The following is an 11,222-nucleotide window of genomic DNA, read 5'->3' as shown; positions in this document are numbered from 1 at the left end:
TCAATTAAAAAAATGATTAAATTTGTATAGAACATAGATATAAAAAATAAATTATGGCTTTAGAAATAACAGATGCTACCTTTGACGAAGTAGTATTAAAATCAGACAAACCAGTAGTAGTAGATTTTTGGGCAGAATGGTGTGGTCCTTGTAAAATGTTAGGTCCAACTATTGAAGAACTATCAGGTGATTTTGATGGAAAAGTAGTGGTAGGAAAAGTAGATGTAGATGCAAATCAAGATTTTGCATCGCAATACGGAGTGCGCAATATACCAACAGTTTTAATTTTCCAAAACGGAGAAGTAGTTGGTCGCCAAGTAGGTGTAGCACCAAAACAAACATACGTTGATGCTTTAAACAAACTTTTATAAGCAATATACATACAAAAGATGCCGGATTTATTCCGGTATTTTTTTTGTAAATAACTGAAAAATAACCCTCTGAAAAAAATATGTGCAACAACAATTGAATTTTTTAAAAAAATGTTTGCACCATTAGTAAATGGTCGTATATTTGCACCGTTGAATTAATGAAGAACACATTAAGTTCACAAACGGTTTGGTAGTTCAGTTGGTTAGAATACATGCCTGTCACGCATGGGGTCGCGGGTTCGAGTCCCGTCCAGACCGCAAAAAACAAAAGAACAAGTTTCTTTACAATTTTGCGAAAGTAAAATTTCTTTGACATAAAACATTATCTTGGTTTGGTAGTTCAGTTGGTTAGAATACATGCCTGTCACGCATGGGGTCGCGGGTTCGAGTCCCGTCCAGACCGCCAAGATACAATAGCCCTTCGGTTACGAGGGGCTTTTGTGCCCTTTAATGTTTTGGTTTGGTAGTTCAGTTGGTTAGAATACATGCCTGTCACGCATGGGGTCGCGGGTTCGAGTCCCGTCCAGACCGCGAAATTCGCGAAAGAATTTAAACTTAGTTGTGTTGTTTAGGTACGCAAGTACCTGGTTTAGTAGTTAGACCAATGAAAAGCTTTCCAAATCGGAGGGCTTTTTTGATTTTTATCTTTCCTAATAAAAGTTTAGATTTGTGTTTTAACTATATTCCATCATGAAAAAAGCACTTTTACTACTTTTACTCCTTATTCAAAGCTTTTCAATATTTGCACAAGACGAAGTGAAATCATTCGTTCAGCAGAAAGCATATCCAAAAGAAGGTTTGCAGACTTTTATGGAAGAGTTTGTAAACAAATTTGATTATAAAAACGCAGATAAAATTCCTAACGATGTAACTGAAATTAAATTACGTCTAAAATTTGTGGTTGAAAAAGATGGAACATTTAACGATATTACTTTAGTTGATGATACCTACAATTTTAAAAATGAAGTAATACGTATTTTAAATGAAATGCCTACTTGGAATGCAGCTGTTCACGAAGGTGATCTTGTACGATCATCTTTTACAATGCCGATAAGAGTTAATTATGACCATTCAAAATCATCATCAGAAACTGATTTTTTTGTTAATAAAAATCAAATAAATAGTTATGTTGAAACACTGAATAGTAACAAGATTGAAACCGACTATTTTGATTTAACGTGTAATTGCACGATCGTTAAAACCTCTAGAAATAGTGAATTAACTACAGAGGAGTTTTTTTTGATGGCGATAGACGATAAAGTTTCTTATACAATTGGCTTTAAAAAATTAGAACAGCAAAAAGCTATTGATGAAATTCAAAAGATAAAAAAAGAAGCTGAGCAACAACAAGTCTATGTTAGAGATGTGGTGTTCATGGCGTATAACAATGCTTTGAATGTTGCATTTTACATGAACGAGGGTGGATATGATAGCCAATATCAAACCCTTTTTGTGCCTGCCAAAAATTATTTAGTTTTAATCAGCCTAAGATCTGGAAACAAACAATTGACTAATTTATCGTTTGCACACTTATTAAAAAACTTTAAATTAAAAATTTAACTATATTTAAAAAAAATACAGTCAATGAAAAAAAATCTTTTCTTAATGCTATGTGTGTTTGGTTTTAGTTTAGGCTTTGCACAAGATAAAATTTATAAAAACAATGAAGTAGATGTGATTGCAGCACCGTATGAAGGTATGTCTGCTTTTTATCAAACTATTGCCAAGGAAATCGATATAGTGAATCTTGAAAAATTGCCCAACAAAAAAGTTGATTTCAGAGTGTTTTTTATAGTTGAAAAAGACGGAAGTTTTACTGATTTTAATACAGAAGGTATCAGCTTTGGACGTGCCAATGAAGTGATAGCGGCTCTCAAAAAAATGCCAAAATGGAAACCCGCTGTATATAACAGTGAAAATGTGAGGTCGCAAATGATTATTCCCATCTCATTAATCGGTTCAAAACCTAAAAGATAAAAATGAAAAAGGTACTCATCATATTTCTTGTTTTTTGTGCTTCAACTGCAATGCAAGCGCAAGAATCAAGCGCGCGTGAGGATAACAAAATATATCGATTTGTACAGAAACAAGCAGCACCCAAACAAGAAATGTCTGCTTTTTTGCAAGCTTTCACCAATGAGTTTAATCCTTTGGTTATTCCGCCAAAATATGATGAAATTTCTTTTAAACTGCAATTTGTAGTCGAAAAAAATGGGTTGCTTTCTAATGCTGAAATAAAAGGAAATGAACATGCTTATGGTTATATCGGTGAAATAATCAGGGTTTTAAAAATGATGCCGGCTTGGAAACCTGCCGAAAAAAATGGAAAAATAGTTCGTTCTTTTCATACGGTGCCGATTACACTTAGGTTTCCCATGCGAAATGTTGATAAAGCCTTATTAGACAAAGCCATTTTAGAGCGAACAGTTAGCACCGATTATTTTGAATTTGAGTGTAGTTGTAAATTAATCAATAGCAGTACCAATCAATACAATAAGGTGAAAGAGTTTTCATACAGCACCGCAGACAACAGCACTTTTTACTCCATTACCATAAAGGAAATACTTTTGAGCAATACAACGCACCATTTGAATATCATTAAAGCAGATGCTGCGTTGAAAAAAACAGCAATTAAGGAAGTTGATTACAAAAGCTATAAAGCCTTAGAAGGTCATTTCAGCGTGAATAGTAATGAAGTGATGTATTATAACAACACCATTTACTTTATCGCTGGGACCTATTTAATCAATATCACAGTGATTTCGCCTAACGCGCAAATTTCAAAGTTTAATTTTGCTGATTTGAAACGAACTTTTAAATTAAAAACAGATACATTATGAAAAATACAATATTAATTTTCTTTTTTCTTTTGATAGGATTTAAGACAATAGCACAAGAAACAATTGATGTTGATGATATTAAGGTTCACACCTTTGTGCAAAGAAAAGCTGAACCTAAAGAAGGAATAGCAGGTTTTTATCAGAGTTACTCAAAGAAATTCAATTCATCAAAATTTTCATCTTCCACCGGCACATTAGATGTAAGATTAAAATTTATTGTCGAAAAAGATGGTACTTTCAGCGATATTCAAGTTCTAAATGAAAGTAATGAAGGTTTAGGCGAAGAAGCAATTCGTGTCTTGAAAACAATGCCTGCTTGGAAACCAGCTACACACAAAGGTAAAATAGTTCGCTCTGTTTTTAGATTACCAATGAAAATACGTGCTGATGAAAAAACTGAAAAAAGTGAAGAAGTGGAAGAAAAGTCTTTAAGTCAAGTTTTAGAAAAGAAGGAAGCTATATCTCAAACCTATTTAAAATCATTAGATAATTTCCTTGTTAACACAGATCTGTTTGAGTTTAGATGCAACTGTACATTTGTTAAAAATGATCATAAAAAAGAGTATCGTTATGAAAGTCAAGATGGGTTTGTTTATTATCAAATTTCGATTGAAAAGAAAGATGCGAAAGAAGCTGAACAGACTATAAATGATGTGAAAAGCAATATGATTAACCAAGGTTTTATAGTTAGTGAAATACAACTATCTGGAAATAAAGCTGTAGAGTTGACAATTAATACAAGAGGTTACGGACCATATGGTAAATCAAAAATGATTATATTGTATAATGAAGGTTATTTTATAGGTATAATTATATCATCCGAAGACCCGCAAATTGCCGATGCTGTTACAGAACATTTCAAACAAACCTTTAAACTTAAATTATAAATATGAGAAATATTTTTTTTAACTATTTTCATTCTCCTAGTTGGATTTCAGTCAATTGCACAAGAGAATACGCAGGAAGAAGATAATAGAATTCATACTTTTGCTCAAGTCAAGGCAATTCCATCTGAAGGTCTAAATAAATTAAAATATAAGTTAGCTATTGAACTTAAAAGATATAAAAATGAAAAAGGTCTTGATGCTCTAATATTTCAATTTATTGTTGAAAAAGATGGGTCACTTTCAAATATTCAGGTAAAAAATGAGAATTTATCTGAAAAAAACATTCAAAAAGCAATATCTGTTTGAAAAAATCAAAATGGATTCCAGCAAAACACGTTGGGAAATCTGTTCGTTCACGATTTACTATATCTATGAGTTTAAATGCAGATTAAGAGTTTGATTTAATCTCGATAGTATAGTTTAAAATCTAAAACCAAACACTCCCATATTTCCAAACGGTGTGAATGTACATTCCCAATAAAATCATACAAAATACAAATTTTACAAAAGTAGAGGCTACAAAACCTATAAAAGAACCCGTAGCTGCTTTCAATGCACGTTTAGAATCGTTTTGGTCGTAAATCAATTCCCCAATAAAAGCACCTAAGAATGGGCCAATAATAAATCCAAAAGGAGGAAAGAATAGCCCCACAATCAATCCAATGTTTGTGCCCCAAATTCCATATTTACTGCCTCCAAAACGTTTGGTGCCTTGTGCCGGAATCACATAATCTAAAATCACAATGATCAGCGTAAAAACAAAGGTAATTCCCAATAACCAATAATCAAAAGCAATGCCGGGTGTGGTGTATAAAATCAGCAGTCCAATCCAGCTAATAGGCGGTCCGGGCAAAGCAGGCAACACGCTGCCAACAATTCCGGCAATTACAAATAACAAACTTATAATCAGTATTAAAATTTCCATAGTAATTTTTTTGTATTTTTGTTTTTAAATTTACGATTTAATTGTTCATGAAGAATTATTGGGCATTTCTTTTTTTTAGTATTTTTCTTACTTCTTGCAATTTCGCACAGAAAGAACTACCCAATTCCCAAGAGTTGTTAAGACGCGAATTGCATACTATCGATTGGAATAAAGTAGATACCTATCCTACTTATGATGCCTGCGAAAAGCTAAAGACGGAAGAAGAAAACAAAGCCTGTTTTTTTGACCGATTGCATTTTGAAGTGGTTCATGTTTTAAAAACCGATTCACTGGTGCAGATTTCTACTATTGATACCGTTCAGTTTTTGGTAACTATTTCTCCGAAAAGCAACCTTCAGTTCAAAACGCAAATGGTAAATGAAAAACTGCTTCCCAAAAAAATGCTAGACAGTATTATGGCGCATCATCAAAAAAGTTTTTCAAAAATACATCCGGCAACCAAACGCGGCATTCCCGTTAAAACCCAATTTATATTGCCTGTTGGTTTGAATTCTTCTTCGGATTAAAAATAAGCAGCAAAACACTTCCAATTGATATAGGAATTACCAAATTCAACAACCAAATAAGAGCGGCTACAAGCGTTACAATCCATCCGTCCACACCAAAAAAGCTGAATAAATAAATAGCCACACTTCCTTTCAAAGCAAAGTCAACTGCCTGAAAATTGGGCAAGCTCGATGCCAACAGATAAATACTCGCCACCACAGCCAATAACACAAAATACGGGATTTCTACATGGAAAAGCGTGTACAGAATAAAATACTGATGGATCAACACTAAATACCTTAACAATGCCAAACCGATGTTTTTTCGATGAATTGTCTTAGGAATTTCGTTTAAACTTTTGAAAAGGCTTTGTAAAGAATAACCCTTTATGCGAATGTTTTTAACGGAAAGAATCACTAAAATTACAGCTATTAAAACCCCGAAGAATAGTACAATATATTTTGTAGCAATAAATTGGTGTAAGGAATTTATGTAAAACGTACCAATTAACCCAAAAAGCACTGAAAAAACCACTTGAATACCGTTGCAAACCGCATTTAAAAAGATAATTTTCACGGTGTTTTTCCGCTCATAAAACCATGCTTTTCCTGCGTATTCGCCAATACCGTTTGGTGTAACAATGCCAAAAGTAATACCAATCAAAACCTGTTTGGTGCTTTCCCAAATACTGATTGGCTTTACAGTTTGTGCCAAATTTTTCCATTTCAAAATCTCGATAAATCTGTTTAAAAAGGTAAGCAGCAATAATATGCCCACTAAAAACCAAGCATTTGGTGTGTGTAATGCTTTGGCAATAATTTCCCAATCGAAATCTTTCTCGGTGAGCTGTTTGTTAATAAAATAAAAAGCGCCGCCAACCACTGCTATTTTTAGCAACAGCATTAGGAATTCTTTCATTTTGGGCGATAGCAATTTCATAGTGCAAAGAAATGATTTTTTTAAGCACATGCATATTAAATTAACGAATTATATGGATGATTAGCTTCGATTAAAATAAAAAATGCTCCAAATTTTATTGGAGCATTTTTATAGATGTTCTTTAAAAAAACTAACTAACTTCTTCGTTTTCTTTATCCAAATATTCCTGAACAATCTCGATTGCATTGGTAATTACATCACTCAAGGCAGTAATAAAAGTGCCGTCTTCGGCGCTGTTTATTGCGTGTTTTATAGCCTCGGTTTCTTTAGTAATGATTTCATAAGTAACAGTGCGTTCTGATTCTGAAATGCCCTCCATAATCAAATCGATGATTTCTTGTTCGGTTCTGCCACGCAAGTGTTTTTCCTGTCGAATAATAATATGGTCAAACATTCGGGCAGCAATCATGGCACATTCTTTAATGTCTTCATCTCTGCGATCGCCAACTCCGGCAATAATTCCTATTTTTTTAGTGGCTTCCACGGTGCTTAAATATTCTTCCACACCACGATAACCAGCAGGATTATGTGCAAAATCAATCAAAACTTTAAACTTTTTAAACTCAAAAATGTTCATTCGTCCCGGAGTTTGTGCAGCACTCGGAATAAATGTTTGTAGGGATAAACTAATATCTTCGGTTTTAAATCCTTGCAAATATGCCGCTAAAGTTGCTGCCAACACATTGGCAATCATAAATTTTGCTTTTCCACCAAGAGTTAACGGAACATGAGTGGCTCTTTCTACACGAATTTTCCATTCACCTTTTTTTATGGTGATGAAACCGTTTTCATAAACCGCTACAATTTTTCCTTCTTTTGCAAATTGTTTTACGATTGGGGCATTTTCATCCATGCTGAAATAAGCCACATTGCAACTTAAATCCTTTGCAATTTTCAGGCATTGTTCATCTTCTGCGTTTAAGATTGCCCATCCATCTTCTTTCACACTGCGCACAACCACACTTTTTACGCGGGCTAAATCGTCTAACGTATGAATATCAGACAATCCCAAATGATCTTCTTGAATATTTGTGATGATTCCAATATCACAACGACTAAATCCAAGCCCCGATCTTAAGATGCCTCCCCTTGCCGTTTCTAAAACAGCAAATTCTACCGTAGGGTCTTTCAATATATATTCTGCTGAAATAGGTCCGGTGGTGTCGCCTTTTTCCATCATGTGGTTTTGCACGTAAATTCCGTCTGATGTGGTGAAACCTACCTTGTAACCGTTATTTTTTACAATATGTGCAATTAATCGGGTGGTAGTTGTTTTGCCATTTGTTCCTGTTACAGCAATGATAGGAATACGGCTTGGTTTTCCCGGCGGATACAACATATCAATCACCGGAGCGGCAACATTTCTGGGTAAGCCTTCGCTTGGAGCCAAGTGCATGCGGAAACCAGGAGCTGCGTTTACTTCTAAAATACATCCACCATTTTCTTTAAGTGGTTGTGTTAGATTTTCTGCCATGATATCAATTCCGCAAACATCTAAACCAATTACGCGAGAAATGCGTTCGCAAAGAAAAATGTTTTCGGGATGCATCATATCAGTCACATCAACCGATGTTCCACCAGTGCTTAAATTAGCAGTAGATTTTAAATATACAATTTCGCCTTTGTTGGGAATTGTTTCTAAAGTATAGCCCAATTTGTCCAATAAATCGGTGGTGTCTCGATCCACATCAATTTGCGTTAAAACATTTTCATGTCCGTACCCGCGTCTTGGATCTTGATTGGTTTCATCGATTAATTGTTGAATGGTTTGCACGCCATCACCTTTCACATGAGCGGGTTCTCTTTTGGCAGCCGCAACCAATTTATGATCGATTATCAACACACGGAAATCAAATCCGGTAATAAATTTTTCAACGATCACTCTGCGGCTGTAATTTTTTGCATAAGCCAATCCGGTGACCGCATCTTCCCAATTTTTCACGTTGATTGATGCACCCTTGCCGTGATTGCCATCTAAAGGTTTAATCACAATTGGATATCCAATTTTTTTCACTACTTCTTCTAAATCTTCTTCATCCACACAAATGCCGCCACTTGCCACAGGAATCGATGCCAATTCTAACAAGCGTTTGGTTTCTTCTTTATCACAAGCAATGTCCACAGCAATATTGCTTGTTTTGCAAGTGATAGTTGCCTGGAAACGCATTTGATTAATGCCGTATCCCAACTGAACTAAGGAATTAGTGCCTAAGCGAATCCAAGGAATATCGCGTGCAACTGCTTCTTCCACAATGCTTCCGGTTGACGGTCCCAAACGAACGCGTTCACGAATTTCACGCATTCTTTGAATGTCTGCTTCCACATCGTATTCGGTTCCAGCAATTAAAGCTTCGGCAATACGAACAGCACTTTCAGCCGCAAACAAGCCCACGTTTTCTTCGGTATAACTAAAAACCACATTATAAACACCGGGTGTTTTGGTTTCACGCGTTCTTCCAAAGCCTGTTTCCATGCCGGCTAGCGTTTGAATTTCTAATGCAATATGCTCAATAACATGTCCCATCCACGTGCCTCGTTCTACACGAGAGAAAAAACCACCTCTGGTTCCTTCTGAACAGCGATGTTCAATCATCGTTGGAAACATTGCTTCAATTCGCTCTCTAAATCCTTCAATTTTATTGGTGGGAAATTCTTCCATTTCTTCCAAATCTAATCGCATTTGGATTAATTTTTTTCTGCGAACGCTCCAAATGTTAGGTCCTCTTAAGGCTTGTATTTTTAATATTTTCATAAAAAACAATAATTTTTTCTTATATGATGTTCATTTTGTTAAAAATAAAAAAATATTTTAAATGTTGGTTGTTTTTGGTAAAAAAAACGAAATAAATAGTGTCTGTATCAATTAGCGCTTGCTTTCTGAAAGATTCCTTGCGTTTGACGATTTTTTTTGAAAAGTGTGTAAAAAAAATTATCATTTTCTTTCGGGTTGGAATTTGTGTAATTTCAAGAAATAGTTATTTTTACGCCATGGAAATATTAGGAAAATTAATTATAATAGGTGGTGCTGTAGATAAGGGAAGTTTTACAGAAACCAATTTAGATAAAGACGCTTCAAAGAATTTGAATTTTTTTGAAACAGGTATTCTAAAAAGAATCATTGAGGAATCAAAACATAAGGAAAAATCGCGTATTGAAGTGATTACAACTGCGTCGAAAATTCCAAGAGAAATAGGCCCCGAATATATTAAAGCATTCAGCTATTTAGAGGCAAACAACGCCGATGTTTTATATATTGAAAACCGCGAGCAAGCAAGCAATCCGGAGGTTTTAGAGCGCTTAAAAGCAGCAGATGTGGTAATGTTTACCGGCGGTGATCAATTGCGTTTAACTTCTATTTTAGGCGGAACTCCTTTTGTGGATTTATTGATTTCGAAATACACCAACACCGAATTTATCTATGCTGGAACATCAGCAGGTGCAGCAGCAGCCTCAAACAGCATGATTTATCAAGGAAGCAGTTCCGAAGCCTTGCTGAAAGGTGAAGTAAAAATCACGTCGGGTTTAGGGTTGATAGACGATGTGGTGATTGATACACACTTTGTTCAAAGAGGGCGAATTGGTCGTTTGTTTCAAGCAGTGGTGAGCAATCCAAAAGTTTTAGGTGTTGGTTTGGGTGAAGATACGGGCTTGTTGATTACCAACGGGCATCAAATGGAAGCTATTGGTTCGGGCTTGGTGATTCTGGTTGACGGACGAGAAGTGAAAGACACCAGTTTAACACAAGTGGAATTGGGTCAGCCTATATCAATCAATCATTTGGTAACACACGTGATGAGTCAATTTGATAAATTTGATCTAAATACATATAAAATGAGTATTCATTCTTCGCAATATACAAATTAAGAGGTTATGAAAATCATTATTCACGGTGGTTTTTTCTCTGAATCAACCACCAATTTAGAAACCAAAATTGCCAAACAACAAGCACTTTTACGCATTGTGAAAGATGCTTATGCGTATTTGCAAAATCATTCGGCATTAGAAACAGTGGTCTATGCAGTTTCGCAGTTAGAAGACGATGAATTGTTTAATGCTGGAATTGGTTCTCAAATTCAATCCGACGGAAAAATAAGAATGAGTGCTTCTTTAATGGATGGCGAAAGTCAGAAAATGAGCGGTGTGATTAATATCGAAGATGTAAAAAACCCCATTCAAGTGGCAGAGGTTTTAATGCAGGTTGACGACCGGATTTTAGGCGGAAGCGGAGCGACAAACTTTGCCCGAAAGCACGGATTTGAAGTTTTTTCTACTGAAATTTCACAGCGAAGAGCCGAATACGAAGCAAAAGTACAATCGTTAGGAACAGGAACTGTTGGTTGTGTTGTTTTAGATAAAAACGGAAAAATTGCAGTTGCTACTTCAACAGGCGGTAAAGGTTTTGAAATTCCTGGACGAGTGTCCGATTCAGCTACCGTAGCCGGAAATTATGCCAATTCATTTTGCGGTGTAAGCTTAACAGGTGTGGGGGAAGATATTGTGAGCGGTGCTGTGGCAGCAAAAATTGTAACCCGTGTTACCGATGGTTTTTCGTTAGAACAAGCGTTTGAAAAAACCTTTGCCGAATTAAAACCTTACGATGGTTTTGCAGGAGCAATTGCGATTGACAATCAGGGTAATATCTTTCATCAAGATTCGCATCCGTCGATGGTATTTGCAAGTTTTGATGGTGTAAAGGAAGAAGTTTTTCAGTAATGAAAAATCAAATATATGCCGCAACTTCTAAATAATAGTT

General features: G+C 35.4%; 11 protein-coding genes and 3 tRNA genes. 11 read left to right on the top strand and 3 right to left on the bottom strand.

What is annotated here, in order from left to right; genetic code table 11:
- The first annotated feature begins 53 nt into the window (after window positions 1-53).
- The 8 genes from trxA to NPX36_RS02230 all read left to right on the top strand — a co-directional run bounded on the left by trxA (window position 54) and on the right by NPX36_RS02230 (window position 4,098).
- Entirely contained in the window at window positions 54-371 is a 318-nt protein-coding gene (gene trxA, locus NPX36_RS02265; protein WP_257499816.1) for a thioredoxin, read from the top strand.
- A gap of 184 nt (window positions 372-555) precedes the next feature.
- Window positions 556-629, top strand: a tRNA-Asp gene (locus NPX36_RS02260).
- A 71-nt stretch (window positions 630-700) separates the two neighbouring features.
- Window positions 701-777 (top strand) — tRNA-Asp (locus tag NPX36_RS02255).
- Between the two features lie 51 nt (window positions 778-828).
- Window positions 829-902, top strand: a tRNA-Asp gene (locus tag NPX36_RS02250).
- Window positions 903-1,061: 159 nt separating this feature from the next.
- Entirely contained in the window at window positions 1,062-1,931 is an 870-nt protein-coding gene (locus NPX36_RS02245) for a hypothetical protein (RefSeq protein WP_257499815.1), read from the top strand.
- A gap of 24 nt (window positions 1,932-1,955) precedes the next feature.
- Entirely contained in the window at window positions 1,956-2,348 is a 393-nt protein-coding gene (locus tag NPX36_RS02240; RefSeq protein WP_257499814.1) for an energy transducer TonB, read from the top strand.
- A 2-nt stretch (window positions 2,349-2,350) separates the two neighbouring features.
- Complete coding sequence (locus tag NPX36_RS02235; protein WP_257499813.1) at window positions 2,351-3,211, top strand: energy transducer TonB; 861 nt, start codon at window positions 2,351-2,353, stop codon at window positions 3,209-3,211.
- Window positions 3,208-4,098, top strand: a complete 891-nt coding sequence (locus NPX36_RS02230) for an energy transducer TonB (RefSeq protein WP_257499812.1) — start codon at window positions 3,208-3,210, stop codon at window positions 4,096-4,098. Before NPX36_RS02235 ends, NPX36_RS02230 begins: the two co-directional genes overlap by 4 nt.
- 427 nt (window positions 4,099-4,525) lie before the next feature.
- On the opposite strand, the gene NPX36_RS02225 is transcribed toward NPX36_RS02230, so the two are convergent.
- The gene (locus NPX36_RS02225; protein ID WP_257499811.1) at window positions 4,526-5,023 is read right to left on the bottom strand and encodes a DUF456 domain-containing protein; all 498 of its coding nucleotides are present in this window, start codon (window positions 5,021-5,023) and stop codon (window positions 4,526-4,528) included.
- A gap of 47 nt (window positions 5,024-5,070) precedes the next feature.
- On the opposite strand from NPX36_RS02225, the gene NPX36_RS02220 reads away from it, so the two are divergent.
- Window positions 5,071-5,550, top strand: a complete 480-nt coding sequence (locus tag NPX36_RS02220) for a hypothetical protein (protein ID WP_257499810.1) — start codon at window positions 5,071-5,073, stop codon at window positions 5,548-5,550.
- Here the strand turns inward: NPX36_RS02220 and NPX36_RS02215 are convergent.
- Together NPX36_RS02215 and cphA are read right to left on the bottom strand one after the other, a co-directional pair.
- A complete protein-coding gene (locus tag NPX36_RS02215; RefSeq protein WP_257499809.1) occupies window positions 5,513-6,448 on the bottom strand; it encodes a flippase-like domain-containing protein in 936 nt (311 codons plus the stop codon). The genes NPX36_RS02220 and NPX36_RS02215 overlap by 38 nt on opposite strands.
- A 151-nt stretch (window positions 6,449-6,599) precedes the next feature.
- Window positions 6,600-9,221, bottom strand: coding sequence for a cyanophycin synthetase (gene cphA / locus NPX36_RS02210; RefSeq protein WP_257499808.1), 2,622 nt, complete (start codon window positions 9,219-9,221; stop codon window positions 6,600-6,602).
- Between the two features lie 236 nt (window positions 9,222-9,457).
- On the opposite strand from cphA, the gene NPX36_RS02205 reads away from it, so the two are divergent.
- A complete protein-coding gene (locus tag NPX36_RS02205; protein ID WP_257499807.1) occupies window positions 9,458-10,333 on the top strand; it encodes a cyanophycinase in 876 nt (291 codons plus the stop codon).
- Window positions 10,334-10,339: 6 nt separating this feature from the next.
- Window positions 10,340-11,182 carry an isoaspartyl peptidase/L-asparaginase gene (locus NPX36_RS02200; RefSeq protein ID WP_257499806.1) on the top strand — a complete coding sequence of 281 codons (843 nt, stop codon included), beginning with the start codon at window positions 10,340-10,342 and terminating at the stop codon, window positions 11,180-11,182.
- Window positions 11,183-11,222 lie beyond the last annotated feature (40 nt).

Origin of the sequence: Paenimyroides aestuarii (assembly GCF_024628805.1) — a bacterium.
GTDB lineage: Bacteria > Bacteroidota > Bacteroidia > Flavobacteriales > Flavobacteriaceae > Flavobacterium > Flavobacterium aestuarii_A.
Note: the sequence above shows the minus strand (reverse complement) of the source record. Positions and strands in the feature narration are given on the sequence as shown.

Excerpts from the sequence above, each read along its gene's own strand:
- trxA (WP_257499816.1), top strand. The coding sequence starts at position 54 with ATGGCTTTAGAAATAACAGATGCTACCTTTGACGAAGTAGTATTAAAA.
- NPX36_RS02245 (WP_257499815.1), top strand. The coding sequence starts at position 1,062 with ATGAAAAAAGCACTTTTACTACTTTTACTCCTTATTCAAAGCTTTTCA.
- NPX36_RS02240 (WP_257499814.1), top strand. The coding sequence starts at position 1,956 with ATGAAAAAAAATCTTTTCTTAATGCTATGTGTGTTTGGTTTTAGTTTA.
- NPX36_RS02235 (WP_257499813.1), top strand. The coding sequence starts at position 2,351 with ATGAAAAAGGTACTCATCATATTTCTTGTTTTTTGTGCTTCAACTGCA.
- NPX36_RS02230 (WP_257499812.1), top strand. The coding sequence starts at position 3,208 with ATGAAAAATACAATATTAATTTTCTTTTTTCTTTTGATAGGATTTAAG.
- NPX36_RS02225 (WP_257499811.1), bottom strand. The coding sequence starts at position 5,023 with ATGGAAATTTTAATACTGATTATAAGTTTGTTATTTGTAATTGCCGGA.
- NPX36_RS02220 (WP_257499810.1), top strand. The coding sequence starts at position 5,071 with ATGAAGAATTATTGGGCATTTCTTTTTTTTAGTATTTTTCTTACTTCT.
- NPX36_RS02215 (WP_257499809.1), bottom strand. The coding sequence starts at position 6,448 with ATGAAAGAATTCCTAATGCTGTTGCTAAAAATAGCAGTGGTTGGCGGC.
- cphA (WP_257499808.1), bottom strand. The coding sequence starts at position 9,221 with ATGAAAATATTAAAAATACAAGCCTTAAGAGGACCTAACATTTGGAGC.
- NPX36_RS02205 (WP_257499807.1), top strand. The coding sequence starts at position 9,458 with ATGGAAATATTAGGAAAATTAATTATAATAGGTGGTGCTGTAGATAAG.
- NPX36_RS02200 (WP_257499806.1), top strand. The coding sequence starts at position 10,340 with ATGAAAATCATTATTCACGGTGGTTTTTTCTCTGAATCAACCACCAAT.